The sequence below is a fragment of the Yersinia entomophaga genome (assembly GCF_001656035.1).
GTDB lineage: Bacteria > Pseudomonadota > Gammaproteobacteria > Enterobacterales > Enterobacteriaceae > Yersinia > Yersinia entomophaga.
Genome location: NZ_CP010029.1, coordinates 2,307,066 through 2,322,908, shown reverse-complemented (window position 1 = coordinate 2,322,908; position 15,843 = coordinate 2,307,066). Strand labels below are relative to the sequence as shown.

Genomic DNA, 15,843 nt, shown 5'->3' with positions numbered 1-15,843 from the left:
ATGAAATTGACCCCTAATTATTACCGAAATCGAGTTTGCCTCAATGTGCTAGCGGGTTCCAAATCCAACGCGCAGGCTATTTGGCAGGCGGCTGAAGGTCATGTTTTGGTTGGTGTTTTATCTAAAAACTATCCGGACGTTGAAAGTGCGGTCAGCGATATGCGCGAATATGCTGAACGGATAGACAATGCGCTGTCAGTAGGGCTTGGCGCAGGGGACCCAAATCAATCCGCTATGGTGAGTTTAATTGCTCAACAGGTGCAGCCACAGCATGTTAATCAGGTATTTACCGGCGTAGGCCCAAGCCGGGCGCTGCTTGGTCAGTGGGAAACCATAGTGAATGGATTGATTTCACCGACTGGAAAAGTGGGATACGTGAAGATATCCACTGGCCCACTGAGCGCCGCTGCGCCGGATGGGATTGTTCCGGTAGAAACCGCCATTGCCATGTTGAAAGATATGGGCGGCAGCTCGATTAAGTTTTTCCCGATGGGTGGGTTAAAACACATTGAGGAATACCGCTGTGTGGCCGAGGCCTGCGCCAAACATGATTTTTGGCTGGAGCCGACGGGCGGCATCGATCTGGAGAATTTTGAGACAATTTTACAGATCGCTCTCGATGCCGGAGTCAGCAAAATTATTCCTCATATCTATAGTTCAATTATCGATAGCGAAACGGGTGATACACGCCCGCAGGACGTTATCACGTTGCTGAACATAGTAAAAAGAATCGTGGCATAAGCTTTCAGAAGGGGCATCGCTGAGATGCCTCATTCTTTATCGGGTGTGGTGTAGGCTGTTTTTACCTGTAAATCTGGATGTTAGGTTAGCTAGACCCATACCCTGGTCGCGTCATAGTGATAAGGGAAAAATATGCGTAACAGGCCATTCCTCTCTGAAACATACCCTGCGTCTAATGTCATTCCGCCGCGTTTACTTGCGGTTGGCCTTTCTTTGGCTCTATTGGCAGGATTTCATCCATCTTCTTATGGGGCAGAAAAATCTAGCGGAGCGGAAAATTTGAAGCAATTTGCGTATGTCGGCACCTATAACCCGAACGGCCAAGGCGTTTATCGACTACAGCTCGATCCTGCATCCGGTGAATTAAAGAATAAAACGCTGGTTAGTGAACTGGCGAATCCGGCTCAGTTAGTGGCGGACGCTCAGGGGAAGACGCTGTATGTCGCCAGTGAGGTATCGGATTACAACGGCGGTAAACACGGTTCAATTGCAGCCTACCGTGTCGATCCGCAAGACGGCGGCTTAACTCTGTTAAATCAGGTTGATGCGCAAGGTGCGGGGCCGGTTTATTTGTCTCTGACGCCTTCGGGGAGCCATTTATTTGTGGCGAACTATGTCAGTGGTTCTGTGGCGGTTTTTCCTTTGGCTACGGATGGAAAAATAGAGGCGGCCAGCTCTGTTCATCAAGATGAAGGCCCAGCGGGAGCGGCTAAACCGGCTGCTGCGGTTGAAGGTAGTTTTGCCGCCAGCGATCATAACGGCCCTCATGCTCATATGATCGCCTGCGATCCCAGCGGGAAGTTTGTTTTTTCCACCGATCTGGGTCTGGATCGGATCTATCAATGGCATTTTGATCCAACAACGGGTGCATTAACACCAAATGAACCGCCCTATATCAGTGCATCTTCTGCGGGCGCTGGCCCACGTCATTTTGTTTTCCATCCGAATGGAAAAGCACTATTTCTGATTAATGAAGAGGCCTCTACGCTGACCAGTTACCGTCTGGACACTCAGAAAGGGACTTTGGAACAAGTAGTTAGTGTGTCATCGCTACCAAAAGCGTTTCGTGGAACCAATTTTGCAGCGGGTTTAACACTGTCAAAAGATGGGCGTTTCCTCTACGTGGCAAACCGTTTGCATAACAGCATTGGGCAGTTTGCAGTAAATGGCGAGGGGGATCTCAAAGCCATTGAGGAGGTATGGACGCGTGGTGATTACCCGCGTACGTTGGTTTTAGATCCCGGTGGTCACTACCTGTACGCAATGAATCAACGTAGCGATAACATAACCCGGTTCAAGGTGGATCAAAGCAGCGGAAAATTGAGCTTTATTCCTGGTTACATTCCGGTAGGTAGTCCATCGCAAATGATTTTTACGCCATTGGCAAAAGAGTAGCACTGGCAGGCTGTTCCTCCCGATAGGAGCAGCCTGTATTCGGCAGAAATGCCCTACATCAGCGGAGAGGCGCAGTGAGATTTCCTTATCAACGTTTGGCTTATATGTTCGATGCGCTGCAATCTGAAACTCTGCCGCAGGATGAACTGGCAAAGCGCTTTGCCGTTTCGACCCGAACGGTACGAGCTGATATTACTGCGCTGAACGATATTCTTGAGCACTATGGTGCGCGTTTTATTCATAATCGGGGATTTGGTTATCGATTAATGATCGATGATGCCGAACGTTTTCAGGTATTGCAGCAGCAAACGCCTAAGACGAACCTGACGCCGCGTACCGCCGCCGAGCGGGTTCAGTATTTGCTTATTCGCTTTCTGACCTCAGCCTTTGCATTGAAGCTGGAAGATTTGGCTGATGAATGGTTTGTAAGCCGTGGTACGCTGCAAAGTGATATGGCTGAGGTGAGAGAGCGTCTGGGAAGTTACCATCTGACCATAGAGGCTAAGCCTCGCTATGGTATGAAGCTGTTTGGCACCGAGCTAGCCATTCGTTCCTGCCTGACCGATTTACTGTTTCAGCTGCATGTTCAGGACAGCGACAACCCACTGTTAAAAAATGTTTTTCTTAGCGATGCGGCGATGCCGGCGCTGACCGATTTATTGCACCAATTATTGTCTCAATACGCCGTGCGATTGTCTGATGAAGGTGAGCAGTACCTGATTTTTTACTGTGCGGTGGCGGTAAAACGTATCGCTGAAGGCTATCCGCTATCTGATTTTGATGCTGAAGATGTAGATGAAGCGGTAAAACTGGCTTCCGGACGTTTGGCCAATGAGTTACAGCTATTGGCTGGCAAAGAGATTTCAGCGGCAGAAGAGGCTTATCTTCGGGTGAATATTGCCGCACGGCGGATGGAAATCAGCGAGCCTAGTACCAGCCAGCCCAGCGAAATAAACGCGGACGATGAAGAAACGCTGGTGGATTACATCCTTTCGTATATTAACTCTCACTATAACTATAATTTGCAGGATGATAAGCAATTACGCATCGATTTGCTGACCCATATCAAGACGATGATTACGCGGGTTAAGTATCAGATCACTATCCCTAATCCACTGTTATCTAATATCAAACAGCATTACCCAATGGCCTATGATGTAACGCTGGCTGCGGTTTCCAGTTGGGGGAAGTATTCCCCTTACAGCCTGAGTGAAAATGAAATTGGCTATTTAGTACTGCATATCGGGGTAGGGTTAGAGCGGCATTATAATATTGGTTATGAGCGTCATCCGCAGGTCATGCTGGTGTGTGATACTGGAAATTCGACGATTCGTATGATTCAGGCGCAAATTTCCCGCAAGTATCCTCAAATCGTGGTAACTAGGACGGTATCTCTACGGGAATATGAAAATATAGCGACTATTGCCGAAGATTTTATTATCTCCAATGCGCGTTTAACGGAAAAAAATAGGCCGGTAGTGGTGATGTCGCCTTTTCCAACGGAATATCAGCTGGAGCAATTAGGAAAACTGGTTTTAGTCGATCGCACCCGGCCTTATATGTTGGAAAAGTTCTTTGATGAAAACCATTTTGTGCGGGTTAATGAACCGCTGACTCAGGCGCAGTTGTTCAGCAAAGTTTGCCAGCAACTAGAGCTTGAAGGTTTCGTCGATGCGGATTTTTACCCTTCGGTAGTCGAGCGGGAAGCTATCGTTTCCACCATGCTGGGGGAAGGAATCGCTTTACCTCACTCCCTTGGCCTGTTGGCTAAAAAGACCGTGGTGGTAACGCTTTTGGCTCCGCAAGGAATTGCGTGGGGGGAAGGGGAAACGGCCTACGTTATTTTCCTGCTGGCAATCAGTAAAAGTGATTATGAAGAAGCGATGGCTATCTACGATCTGTTTGTTACCTTTGTCCGTGAACGCTCAATGAGCCGTCTGCTCAGTAGCCAGAACTTTGAAAGTTTTAAAGGCATTGCGATCGATTGTTTAGGGCGCATCTAATCCCGAAAATAAGAGAGCGTAGCCATTTTTTAATACCCCATATCATGTTGCCAGAATAAAAGCAGGAGGATATTCAACCTCCTGCTATCTGTTTGGGATACTGGCTATCTGACCGTTATTGCCAGCCATAGCGGCGGACAAACCAGCCTTTTACCAACTGCGTTGTTACCATATAACCGGTCAGAATCACAATCAGCCATGGGAAATAGCTGAGCGGCAGAGCCTGCAACTGTAGGAAACCAGCCAGCGGAGAGAAGGTTAAACCGATACCCACCACGACCACTGCCAGCGTCATTAAACACAGAGGCCATGAAGCGCGACTTTGAATAAACGGAATCTTTTTGGTGCGAATCATGTGCACAATCAGCGTTTGGGACAGCAAACCTTCTACAAACCAACCGGACTGGAATAAAGTCTGCATTTCTGGCGTGTTGGCCTTAAATACCCACCACATCAGAGAAAAAGTCAGCACGTCGAATATCGAACTTATCGGGCCAAAGAACACCATAAAACGCCCCAAATCGCCGGCGTTCCAGCGTTGTGGTTTGGTCAACTGATCTTCATCGACGTTATCAAATGGAATCGCAATTTGCGAAATATCATACATCAGGTTTTGCACCAGCAGATGCAGCGGCAACATCGGTAGGAAAGGTAAAAAGGCGCTGGCAATCAGCACGCTGAATACGTTACCGAAGTTGGAACTGGCAGTCATTTTGATGTATTTCAGCATATTGGCAAAGGTGCGGCGGCCTTCAATGACCCCTTGCTCCAATACCATCAGGCTTTTTTCCAACAGGATAATATCCGCCGCTTCTTTGGCGATATCTACCGCAGAATCCACGGAAATTCCTATGTCAGCCGCCCGTAAAGCTGGCGCATCATTGATACCATCGCCCATAAAGCCAACGACATGACCTGCATTACGGAGAATTTGCACGATACGTTCTTTGTGTAGCGGTGTCAGCTTGGCAAATACCGTAGTAGCGTGGGCGGCGGCGGTCAGTTCCTCGTCGCTCATTTGCTCAATATCGCTACCAAGCAGTACTTGATCGACGGAAAGCCCGACTTCTTTACAGACTTTTCGCGCAACCAGCTCGTTATCACCGGTAAGAATTTTGACGGTCACGCCGTTTTGTTTCAGCGCCCGCAGAGCGGGTTCAGTGCTTTCTTTCGGTGGATCGAGGAAGGCAATGTAACCCTCCAGAATCAGGTCGGACTCATCGGCTACGCCATAGTCCAGATGATTCGCCGGTAAGATTTTATTGGCCACGGCGACAACTCGCAGCCCCTGTTGATTTAACTCATCGGTAATGCGGCGAATACGAGTCAGCAGCATTTCGGTCAAAGGAATAACTTCATTGCCCTGACGAACATGGCTGCAGATGGTGAGCATTTCTTCCAGCGCACCTTTGCAAATCAGTTCGTGATAATCGGCTTGAATGGCCACTACCACCGACATGCGGCGGCGTTCAAAATCAAAGGGAATTTCGTCTACTTTACGGTAATCGAGCAGCGCTTTGGTGGAGGCAGATTCCGCCATTGCGCTAAGAACCGCGACATCCAGTAGGTTTTTCAGACCGGTCTGGTGATAGCTATTCAGCCAAGCATAATGCAGCACACGTTCGCTGTTGGCGCCAAAGACGTCGGTATGGCTTTCCAGTACGATTTTATCCTGCGTTAGCGTACCGGTTTTATCGGTACACAAAATATCCATCGCGCCAAAGTTTTGAATCGCATCCAAACGTTTCACAATGACCTTTTGCTGCGACAATTTCACCGCACCTCTAGCCAGAGTGGACGTCACGATCATCGGCAGCATTTCCGGCGTTAAACCGACGGCTACCGAAAGGGCAAAGAGTGCCGCCTCCCACCAATCGCCTTTGGTGAAGCCATTGATCAGTAAAACAATAGGCGTCATCACCAGCATAAAACGAATTAGCAGCCAACTGACTTTACTGATGCCGCTTTGAAAGGCATTTGGCTGCTCATCCTGATGAGTGACGCGTTCGGCCAACTGACCGAAATAAGTCTGATTACCGGTGCCGATAACGATAGCCAGCGCCGATCCGCTGACCACATTGGTTCCCATAAAGCACAGGGTATCTCGTTCTAATGGGTTAGATTCATCGGGATAACGGCTGGTAGCGATTTTTTCTACCGGCAAGGATTCGCCTGTCAGCGCAGCCTGGCTGATAAAAAGATCTTTGGCGAGCAAAATACGCAGATCCGCCGGGATCATATCTCCTGCTGAGAGTTTGATGATATCGCCGGTAACCAATTGGGAAATAGGGATTTCCCGATGCTCGCTTTTCCCGGTATGGGCATCGCTGCGAATCACCGTAGCGGTATTGCTAACCATGGCTTTCAAGGCGTCGGCGGCCTGGTTGGAGCGGGCTTCCTGAATAAAATGCATCAGAGTGGAAATCAGCACCATAGCGCCGATGACCAACGCGGCGGTCAGATCTTCGGTTGCGTAGGAAATCAGCGCTAGCAGCGTTAACAGCAGATTAAAAGGATTGCGATAACAGTGCCACAGATGTAACCACCAAGGCACAGCTTGCTGATTTTCAATGGTATTATCGCCAAGGCGTTGGCGAATGGCGTTGGCTTCCGGCTCTGTCAGCCCCTCCGGATGACTGCTAAAACGGTCATAGAGCTGCTGCGGCGTTTCATTGGCACAGTGCAGGCGTTGCTGCGCCAGTTCTGCGGGAAGTTCTTTGGCCACACCTTTTTGCGGCAAGCCGTCCAGCATAGCTTCGCGGCGGATAAGGCGGCGTGGCAGACTGCGGCTCAATGCGTTAAGCATTTGCCGGGCGAGGTTTTTCACTTTCATTATGCTGAACCTGATTACATCCACGACAAAACTGCCGTGGTAATGGCAAAAATATTGCTAAGCAGGAACGAGCGAATCTATGACACGTTACTGCCTACCAGATTGTTTCTGGTAAGGCAGCAGCGAAAACGGAGCATCACCTTACCAGAGCCAGCCGTAGGGGGCCGATTGGGGAACGGGGTCCACTGGGTAATTAACCTCCGGTAAGACAAAAGATAGGGTAGGCGCTAGGCGACATCCACCCGGTGACAAAAACCTTTACAGAATCACTCCGCGTAAAGGTAGGAAATCTGTGTATCTAACGGCATGATACCTTTCACTTTTTGATCCATAGCGCCGTTGGCTATTTTTACTTAACCCATCGATTTAATGGGCTAAGCTTTCAGGGATTCCCGCTATTGGGGCCTGAGTGTGGCTCAAAATTTATTGGGTATATCATGAGTCATACTTTTGATTATAGGCGGGATAACCTTTCTATTATCAGGGTAAAGATAAATAATTAGTCCAGTTTATACTTTTTAACCTAAACCTTAGGTAAACCATGCAAAACCGTCTGACGATCAAAGATATTGCCCGTATGAGCGGCGTGGGGAAATCCACGGTATCGCGTGTATTGAATAATGAAGGCAGCGTTAGCCCGCAAACCCGTGAGCGGGTGGAGGCGGTTATCCGTCAACAAGGGTTTACGCCATCTAAATCAGCGCGGGCAATGCGCGGTCAGAGCGATAAAGTGGTAGGGATTATTGTTTCGCGTCTGGATTCTGCTTCTGAGAATCAGGCGGTACGAACCATGTTGCCGCTATTTTATCAGCAGGGCTATGATCCTATCTTGATGGAAAGCCAGTTTGATGCAGAGCTGGTTACGGAGCACCTGAATATTTTGCGCCAGCGTAACGTTGACGGTGTGATTGTATTTGGTTTTACCGGCTTGACCGCTGAAATGCTTGCGCCGTGGCAGGATAAAATGGTGGTGCTAGCACGTGAATATCCCGGTTTTTCTTCGGTTTGTTATGACGATGATGGTGCGGTGACGTTATTGATGGACAAACTGCGCAAAGCCGGTCACCAGCACATTAGCTATATCGGCGTACAACCCTCTGATGCCACCACCGGTATGCGTCGCCATCAATCCTATTTGAACTACTGCCAGCGCCATGGATTGACCCCAACGGTGACGTTAGGTGAGCTCAGCTATCAAAGTGGTTTTCAGCAGGCAGCTCAGGTGATCAAACCCGACACGTCTGCGCTGGTTTGTGCTTCGGATACCATCGCTTTAGGCGTCAGTAAGTACCTGCAACAGCAGGGGAAACAGCATATTCAGGTGTGCGGAATCGGTAACGCGCCTTTGCTTAACTTCCTGTTTCCTAACTCATTTTCTGTTGAATTAGGTTATGGTAGTGCGGGCGTTCAAGCGGCTCAGCAACTGCTCGGACAGTTAAATAATGGCCTCGCTATTCAGCAGATCATCATCCCCGGGAAACTGATCTGATCGATCCAATTGATGCTTTTTTTGCTGGTTAAGTAAGCAAAAAAAGCCGTTAAATTGTGATCTTCGGCACAGCTTGGGAACGTTCCCATTTCATAAAAACAAATCAGTAGCTAATCTTTAATGAGCCACTAATTTAATTATTCGCGTGTTTATTTCAGTCAATGCGCGGGATCCCACCTTATGAAAGGTACGTTGAAATGAGCAAAGTAAAGCAACAAGACATCGATCAACTGATCGTATTGGTGGGAGGCAGGGAGAATATTGCCACTGTCAGCCACTGTATTACCCGGCTGCGTTTTGTCTTAAACGATCCGGCCAAGGCCGATCCAAAAGCTATTGAAAACTTGCGGATGGTCAAAGGCTGCTTTACCAACGCCGGTCAATTTCAAGTGGTTATCGGGCCAGATGTTGATGATTACTACAAGGCTCTGATTGCCACCATTGGTCATGCCGAAGCCGATAAAGAGCAAACCAAGTTGGCGGCGCGGCAGAACATGACCTGGTTTGAACGCGGTATTTCCCATTTCGCCGAGATCTTCTTCCCGTTGTTACCGGCGCTGATTTCAGGCGGGTTGATCCTCGGTTTCCGCAATGTGATCGGCGATATTCCTATGTCCGACGGAATGACGCTGGCGCAGGCGCATCCGGCGTGGAAAACCATCTACGATTTCCTGTGGCTGTTGGGCGAGGCGATTTTCTTCTATCTGCCGGTGGCGATTTGCTGGTCTACAGTGAAAAAAATGGGCGGTACGCCGGTATTGGGTATCGTACTGGGGATTACGCTGGTTTCGCCGCAGTTGATGAACTCCTACATGCTGGGACAGCAACTGCCGGAGGTATGGAACTTTGGTTGGTTCACCATTGAGAAAGTGGGCTATCAGGCACAGGTTATTCCCTCCATTTTGGCAGGGCTAGCCTTAGGTTGGATTGAAGTCAATCTGAAGAAAATCATTCCTGCTTACCTGTATCTGGTTATTGTTCCGGTTGTTTCTCTGTTATTGGCCGTATTCCTGGCGCATACGTTGATTGGGCCGTTTGGCCGTATGATTGGCGATGGCGTGGCTTGGGGAGTGAAAGCGGTAATGACCGGCAGCTTTGCGCCGATTGGCGCGGCTCTGTTTGGTTTCCTGTACGCGCCGTTGGTGATTACCGGGGTGCATCAAACGACCTTGGCGATTGATATGCAAATGGTTCAAAGCATGGGCGGCACGCCGGTGTGGCCATTAATCGCTTTATCCAATATCGCGCAGGCTTCCGCAGTACTGGGCATTATCATTATTAGCCGCAAAGTTAACGAACGCGAAATTTCGGTTCCAGCGGCGATTTCGGCCTATCTGGGCGTTACCGAGCCGGCTATGTATGGGATTAACCTGAAATATCGCTTCCCAATGCTGTGTGCCATGGTGGGTTCCGGTATCGCTGGTCTAATTTGCGGTTTAAGTGGCGTTATGGCGAACGGTATTGGCGTCGGCGGTTTGCCGGGAATTTTGTCCATACAGCCGAAGTTCTGGGCGATTTATTCGTTGGCGATGCTGGTGGCGATTATTGTGCCATTGTTCCTGACTATTCTGGTTTATAAACGCAAAGACAGCCGTGGGGAATTACCGGTCTGATATGCGTCGAGCCCCGTACCGATTACGGGGCAATTTTTTAAATGAATAAGAGTTCACGCTATGAATAATCCCATTCCCTGGTGGCAAAACGGTGTCATCTATCAGATCTACCCAAAAAGCTTTCAGGATACTACCGGTAACGGTTACGGTGACTTAGCCGGTGTAACTAGCCGTTTGGACTATCTGCAAAAATTGGGCGTCGATGCTATTTGGCTGACGCCGGTCTATCTCTCTCCGCAGGTTGATAACGGTTACGACGTGGCTGATTATTGTGCCATCGATCCGGCTTACGGCACGTTGGAAGACTTTAAAACCTTGGTTGAAGCCGCTCATCAGCGCGGTATTCGTATCGTAATGGATATGGTGTTCAACCATACTTCAACTGAACATGCCTGGTTCCAGGCGGCAAAAGATCCGGCCAGCCCGTACCGTCAATTTTATCTCTGGCGCGACGGTGAAGGGGATCAGCTACCTAATAATTGGCGCTCAAAATTCGGCGGTAATGCCTGGCAGTGGCATGCGGAAAGCGGCCAATATTATTTGCATCTGTTTGCCACCGAGCAGGCGGATTTAAACTGGGAGCACCAGCCGGTACGGGATGAGCTGAAAAAAGTCTGCGAGTTCTGGGCCGATTTAGGCGTCGATGGTCTGCGTTTAGATGTGATCAATTTGGTATCCAAACAGCAGGACTTCCCCAACGATTTTGATGGGGACGGTCGCCGCTTCTATACCGATGGCCCGCGCATTCACGAGTTCCTGCAAGAGATGAGTCGCGATGTCTTCCAGCCTCGCGGTTTAATGACCGTGGGTGAAATGTCGTCCACTCGTTTAGAGCATTGCCAGCGTTATGCGGCGTTAAACGGTGGCGAGCTGTCGATGACTTTCAATTTCCATCATCTGAAAGTGGATTATCTGAACGGTGAAAAATGGTCGCTGGCCGAGCCGGATCTGGTTGAACTAAAAAGTATTTTCTCCACTTGGCAGCAGGGTATGCATAACCAGGCGTGGAACGCGCTGTTCTGGTGTAACCACGATCAGCCGCGCATTGTTTCCCGGTTTGGTGATGAAGGACCGCTGCGCGTCCCTGCCGCCAAGATGTTGGGAATGGTATTGCACGGTATGCAGGGGACTCCCTATATTTATCAAGGGGAAGAGATAGGCATGACTAACCCTGGCTTCACTTCGATTGAGCAGTATCGCGATGTTGAAAGCCTGAATATGTTTGCTGAACTGAGTGAGTCCGGGCGTCAGGCCGATGAGTTATTGGCGATTTTAGCCACTAAGTCACGAGATAATGGCCGCACGCCAATGCAGTGGGATAACAGTGCTAACGCCGGTTTTAGCCAGGCTACGCCGTGGATCTCGCCGTGCAACAACTATCCAGAAGTTAACGTTAGCGCAGCGCTGGCGGATGAAAACTCAGTGTTTTACGCCTATCAGCGCCTGATTGCCTTGCGCAAACAGCAGGATATTTTCACCTACGGTGATTATCAGGATCTTTGCCCAGAACATCCTAGCCTGTGGTGTTATTTACGCAGTTGGCAGGATAAACGTTTGCTGGTGGTAGCGAATCTTAGCAATAAGCCGATGGGATGGCAGCCAGAAAATCTGGAGTTAGGCGGTTGGTCATTGCTGATGAGCAGTTACGACGATGCCCCAGTTCATCCAGAGGCGATGGAACTTCGACCTTATGAGGGTATTTACTGGATTAAAAAGTAACGCCCCGGTTTGGATTATAGCGCTACTTTTTCCATAAACTACTTTATTCATAAACTGTTTTATTTATGCAATGTATTGATTTATATATACATTATAACTATGGCCGCAATTAAGGGCAGGATGCTCTCTTTATGAAGGAATTAGCAAATCAGGGAGGATGAACAGACAGGGATGTTATGACGGGAGTGTCTGATGCGACGCTAAGCTATCACGGCTGACGTGAGTCAGCCGTGATCGGCACGCCGTCGGGATTAGCGACGAACGGCGATAGCTTCGATCTCGATTTTTACGTCTTTTGGCAAGCGAGCGACTTCAACGCAAGAACGTGCTGGGAATGGCGCGTTATGTTCAGCAAAGAAGGCTTCATAAGTCGCGTTGACCGTGCTGAAATCGTTTAAGTCTTTCACGAATACCGTAGTTTTGACGATATCTGCAACTTTCAGGCCTGCTGCTTCGACAATGGCTTTCACGTTTTCGAGGGATTGACGTGCCTGAGCTGAAACGTCTTCGGCAACTGCGCCGGTTTTTGGGTCAACCGGGATTTGGCCGGAAGTGATGATCATGCTGCCCAGATCGACACCTTGAACATAAGGACCAATCGCTGCGGGGGCAAGCTCAGTGCTGATAATACGTGACATGTTGACTCCTGGTTTACGTAAAGCGGAAAGGGATACTCTGTAATCACCGCTATTATAGGGCGGAGGGGAATTACGGCAACCTAAGGAAATAAAATGATTGCGGTAGTTCACAGTGTCCGCCGCTGAGTAAGTCGCGGCGGAGACAGCGAGTCTTCCCGGATTAATCGGCCTGCATCACCACCTGATGGTCGAACTCTTTCTCACAGTATTTGCACTTCAGCAACACTTCATCTCGCAGAGCTTTTACCTGGAAACTGGAATCGACCGGTTCGTTACGGCTAATGCAGTTACCGTTCGGGCAGGTCAGCACGCCGTCAATACGATCTGGCAGGCTAAGGGTCAGCTTCTTCACCACATTGTAATTATCGATGCGGTTAACCGTGGCGTGTGGCGCATACATTGCCAGTTGGTTTGCCTGTTGCTCGGTCAGGAAAGTGTTCTCGATCTTGATCAGATCTTTGCGGCCGAGTTGATTGGACGGCAGGTTCAGGCCAATGGTAATACGCTGATCGGTCGCGGTCAGTTTGAACAGAGACAGTAGCTTAAAGCCGATTTGTGCTGGAATATGGTCAATGACCGTGCCACATTTGATCGCTTCTACCTGTAGTTTGTAATCCTGAGTCATACCTTTCCCCTTAAAGAGCCAATTCAGCGTTTAAAACCAGAGCCAACAGCGCCTGACGCGCAAAAATTCCGTTACCGGCCTGCTGGAAATAGTAGGCATACGGCGTTTTATCTACATCGGTAGTGATTTCATCAATACGCGGCAGCGGGTGGAGAACTTTCAGATGATCGCGCGCGTCGGCCAGATCGGCCGCCCGCAGCACAAACTGCGCCTTCACGTTGGCATATTCGGATGGGTCCAGACGCTCTTTTTGCACCCGGGTCATATACAGAATATCCAGTTCTGGAACCACTTCTTCGATGCTGGCATGCAGGCTGTATTGAATGCCTTTTTCTTCCAGCATTTTCAAAATGTAAGTGGGCATCGCCAACGCATCTGGGGCGATAAAGAAGAAGCGGTTACCGTTAAATTTCGCCAGCGCCTGCGTTAGTGAATGCACGGTGCGGCCATATTTCAGATCGCCGACCATCGCGATATTAATATTATCCAGACGCCCCTGAGTTTCCTGAATGGTAAACAGATCCAGCAGGGTTTGGGTTGGGTGCTGGTTAGCACCATCACCGGCGTTCAGTACCGGTACATTGCCGGAGAATTCTGCGCCCAAACGTGCGGCACCTTCCTGAGGATGGCGCATCACAATGGCATCAACGTAGGTGCTGATAACGGAGAGGGTATCTGCCAGCGTTTCCCCTTTCTTGCCTAACGAAGTATTGCTGCTATCGGAAAAACCCACGACGGAGGCACCCAGGCGGTGGATGGCGGTTTCAAAGGACAGACGAGTGCGCGTGGAGGCTTCGAAGAAACAGCTGGCGATCACTTTATGCTTTAACAATTCAGGCTGCGGATGGCTTTTCAGGCTGGCGGCGGTGCGAAGTACCAGTTCCAGTTCTTCGCGGCTGAGATCGTTAATTGAAATAATGTGTTTTTGATACAACGGATTGGCCATGTTTCGCTCTCCTCTGTGCTAGCCCGTGGCATGGGGCTGCCCCTGGTGTGTCTTTAGCGTGAATGTAAAATCAGAGTAAATATAAAATCAGCGTGAATATAAAATCGTGAATCTATTTGCCTGGCATTCGACATCGCCGTCCGTTTGGCGGGCAAAAAAAAGCCCCTCAACGAGGGGCCTGATAAGATCGGTTTGGCAACGGCAGAAACCACGGCAGCTGACCGCCAATTGGCAGACGATTTTGTCGATTTTCAATCTGATGATATTCAACAAAACGCTCGCTGTTTTTCATGGATTCTCCCGGCAAATTGTGGCGAATTATACTCGTGCCTGCGTTCTCTGCAAGGGGTAAACCGTGCATTTTTTGCAATTAGCAAACGATTACCCAGCGGGTTTTATTACGCAGCGGTTTTGCGACGGCGGTTAAGCGGGAGGAAGAGAGTGACCAGGGCCGAGGATAAATTAATCAGGGCGAAGATATCTCGAAGAGTAAAAAACATTCAGAAGTGAGTAAAATCAGGCGGTGAAACCGAAGGCTCCAGCCGATGACGCCAGCAAAGAGCCAAATACTCTTTTAACCAAAGGCTGATATCGCGCATAAATAGCCGATATCAATCTTCATCGAAGCCGGAATTAAACAGTTCGATCACTGCGGCCAACGCAGACACTTCGTCTGGCCCGGTGGCTTCCACCTCAATCTGGCGGCCTTTGGCAGAATCCAGCATCAGCAGCGCAATCACGCTGCTGGCTTCGGCTTCTGTCCCGCTGTCATTGCGTAGCATGACCTCTGCGTCAAAACTTTGCACCAGTTCGAACAATTTCATCGCCGGTCTGGCGTGCATGCCCAGCTTGTTTTTGATCTCAACGGTCTGTTTGACGGTCATTATTTACGTTTTTCCAGCGTACGATGACGAGACTGAACGTTTTTGCCACGGGAGCGGAAATAGTCGGCAAGCTGTTCAGCAACATAAACTGAACGGTGTTTACCACCGGTGCAGCCAATAGCGACCGTTAGATAGCTGCGGTTATTGGTTTCCAGCATCGGCAGCCACTGCTCGAGATAGCTGCGGGTTTGATAGATAAAATTGTGCACTTCCGTATGGCGATCGAGGAAGGCGGCAACGGGGCGATCCAAACCGGTCATCGGGCGCAGTTTTGGATCCCAGTGCGGGTTAGGCAGGAAACGAACGTCGAAAACATAGTCTGCATCAATAGGTAAGCCGTGTTTGAAGCCGAATGACTCAAATACTATCGTCAATTCACGCTCACGTTTCCCGAGTAGGCGAGTACGTAGCATTTCGGCCAGTTCATGCACCGACATTTCCGAGGTATCGATAATCAGATCGGCGCGCGAGCGCAGTGGCTCCAGCAGGGCGCTTTCTTCATCGATAGCGCTTTCCAACGACAGATTCTTATTGGAGAGAGGATGCAGGCGGCGAGTATCGCTGTAGCGGCGAATCAAGGTATTGCGATCGGCATCCAAAAACAGCAGCTGCGGTGAGAAAGTGTCCGGCAACTGAGCCATGGCATGTTCGAATACCTCCGGAGATTCCGGCATATTGCGGACATCAATACTTACCGCAGCGGAGATGTTCAGGTCAGCGAGCGTTTGCGCCAGCTGTGGCAATAGCACAACGGGCAAGTTGTCGACGCAATAAAAGCCCATATCTTCAAGGGCACGTAAGGCAACAGACTTCCCTGAACCGGAACGGCCGCTGACAATCATCAGCACCATGTGGCAACTCCCCTAGGTATCTCAATGGCGTTATGCGCCACAATTAGAAACTTTTATTCCGGCTTACAGGCCGGAATCCATCACTGGTAAAATAAGAGCGTTACGG

Annotated in this window: 13 protein-coding genes; 6 read left to right on the top strand and 7 right to left on the bottom strand. The window is 49.5% G+C overall.

All coding sequences use genetic code 11. The annotated features are described in order from the left end of the window. The 3 genes from dagF to PL78_RS10615 all read left to right on the top strand — a co-directional run bounded on the left by dagF (window position 1) and on the right by PL78_RS10615 (window position 4,139). Entirely contained in the window at window positions 1-741 is a 741-nt protein-coding gene (gene dagF, locus PL78_RS10625; RefSeq protein ID WP_064515387.1) for a 2-dehydro-3-deoxy-phosphogluconate aldolase, read from the top strand. 132 nt (window positions 742-873) lie between these two features. Beyond that, window positions 874-2,136, top strand: a complete 1,263-nt coding sequence (locus PL78_RS10620; protein WP_064515385.1) for a lactonase family protein — start codon at window positions 874-876, stop codon at window positions 2,134-2,136. Between the two features lie 74 nt (window positions 2,137-2,210). After that, on the top strand, window positions 2,211-4,139 hold the full coding sequence (locus tag PL78_RS10615) for a BglG family transcription antiterminator (RefSeq protein WP_128821800.1): 1,929 nt from the start codon (window positions 2,211-2,213) through the stop codon (window positions 4,137-4,139). A 115-nt stretch (window positions 4,140-4,254) separates the two neighbouring features. Here the strand turns inward: PL78_RS10615 and mgtA are convergent, their stop codons facing one another. Further along, window positions 4,255-6,972 carry a magnesium-translocating P-type ATPase gene (gene mgtA / locus PL78_RS10610; RefSeq protein WP_064515383.1) on the bottom strand — a complete coding sequence of 906 codons (2,718 nt, stop codon included), beginning with the start codon at window positions 6,970-6,972 and terminating at the stop codon, window positions 4,255-4,257. A 541-nt stretch (window positions 6,973-7,513) separates the two neighbouring features. On the opposite strand from mgtA, the gene treR reads away from it, so the two are divergent. From treR to treC, 3 genes are all read left to right on the top strand, one after another. After that, window positions 7,514-8,461 (top strand): trehalose operon repressor TreR, encoded by a 948-nt coding sequence (gene treR, locus PL78_RS10605; protein ID WP_064515381.1) that lies wholly within the window; start codon window positions 7,514-7,516, stop codon window positions 8,459-8,461. Window positions 8,462-8,658: 197 nt separating this feature from the next. Further along, window positions 8,659-10,074 (top strand): PTS trehalose transporter subunit IIBC, encoded by a 1,416-nt coding sequence (gene treB / locus PL78_RS10600; protein WP_064515379.1) that lies wholly within the window; start codon window positions 8,659-8,661, stop codon window positions 10,072-10,074. Window positions 10,075-10,134: 60 nt separating this feature from the next. After that, complete coding sequence (treC, locus tag PL78_RS10595; protein WP_064515377.1) at window positions 10,135-11,793, top strand: alpha,alpha-phosphotrehalase; 1,659 nt, start codon at window positions 10,135-10,137, stop codon at window positions 11,791-11,793. Between the two features lie 251 nt (window positions 11,794-12,044). On the opposite strand, the gene ridA is transcribed toward treC, so the two are convergent. The 6 genes from ridA to rapZ all read right to left on the bottom strand — a co-directional run bounded on the left by ridA (window position 12,045) and on the right by rapZ (window position 15,737). Next, entirely contained in the window at window positions 12,045-12,431 is a 387-nt protein-coding gene (gene ridA, locus PL78_RS10590; RefSeq protein WP_064515374.1) for a 2-iminobutanoate/2-iminopropanoate deaminase, read from the bottom strand. A gap of 160 nt (window positions 12,432-12,591) precedes the next feature. Beyond that, complete coding sequence (pyrI, locus tag PL78_RS10585) at window positions 12,592-13,056, bottom strand: aspartate carbamoyltransferase regulatory subunit (protein ID WP_049597915.1); 465 nt, start codon at window positions 13,054-13,056, stop codon at window positions 12,592-12,594. 10 nt (window positions 13,057-13,066) lie between these two features. Continuing rightward, entirely contained in the window at window positions 13,067-14,002 is a 936-nt protein-coding gene (gene pyrB / locus PL78_RS10580; protein ID WP_064515372.1) for an aspartate carbamoyltransferase, read from the bottom strand. A gap of 166 nt (window positions 14,003-14,168) precedes the next feature. Beyond that, entirely contained in the window at window positions 14,169-14,294 is a 126-nt protein-coding gene (locus PL78_RS20895) for a hypothetical protein (RefSeq protein WP_268806850.1), read from the bottom strand. Between the two features lie 319 nt (window positions 14,295-14,613). Then, complete coding sequence (gene npr / locus PL78_RS10575) at window positions 14,614-14,886, bottom strand: PTS phosphocarrier protein NPr (RefSeq protein ID WP_064515370.1); 273 nt, start codon at window positions 14,884-14,886, stop codon at window positions 14,614-14,616. Next, complete coding sequence (gene rapZ, locus PL78_RS10570) at window positions 14,886-15,737, bottom strand: RNase adapter RapZ (RefSeq protein ID WP_064515368.1); 852 nt, start codon at window positions 15,735-15,737, stop codon at window positions 14,886-14,888. Before rapZ ends, npr begins: the two co-directional genes overlap by 1 nt. Window positions 15,738-15,843 lie beyond the last annotated feature (106 nt).

Coding starts and splice junctions, on each gene's coding strand:
- ridA (WP_064515374.1), bottom strand. CDS start 12,431: ATGTCACGTATTATCAGCACTGAGCTTGCCCCCGCAGCGATTGGTCCT.
- pyrI (WP_049597915.1), bottom strand. CDS start 13,056: ATGACTCAGGATTACAAACTACAGGTAGAAGCGATCAAATGTGGCACG.
- mgtA (WP_064515383.1), bottom strand. CDS start 6,972: ATGAAAGTGAAAAACCTCGCCCGGCAAATGCTTAACGCATTGAGCCGC.
- dagF (WP_064515387.1), top strand. CDS start 1: ATGAAATTGACCCCTAATTATTACCGAAATCGAGTTTGCCTCAATGTG.
- PL78_RS20895 (WP_268806850.1), bottom strand. CDS start 14,294: ATGAAAAACAGCGAGCGTTTTGTTGAATATCATCAGATTGAAAATCGA.
- treB (WP_064515379.1), top strand. CDS start 8,659: ATGAGCAAAGTAAAGCAACAAGACATCGATCAACTGATCGTATTGGTG.
- rapZ (WP_064515368.1), bottom strand. CDS start 15,737: ATGGTGCTGATGATTGTCAGCGGCCGTTCCGGTTCAGGGAAGTCTGTT.
- treR (WP_064515381.1), top strand. CDS start 7,514: ATGCAAAACCGTCTGACGATCAAAGATATTGCCCGTATGAGCGGCGTG.
- treC (WP_064515377.1), top strand. CDS start 10,135: ATGAATAATCCCATTCCCTGGTGGCAAAACGGTGTCATCTATCAGATC.
- npr (WP_064515370.1), bottom strand. CDS start 14,886: ATGACCGTCAAACAGACCGTTGAGATCAAAAACAAGCTGGGCATGCAC.
- PL78_RS10620 (WP_064515385.1), top strand. CDS start 874: ATGCGTAACAGGCCATTCCTCTCTGAAACATACCCTGCGTCTAATGTC.
- pyrB (WP_064515372.1), bottom strand. CDS start 14,002: ATGGCCAATCCGTTGTATCAAAAACACATTATTTCAATTAACGATCTC.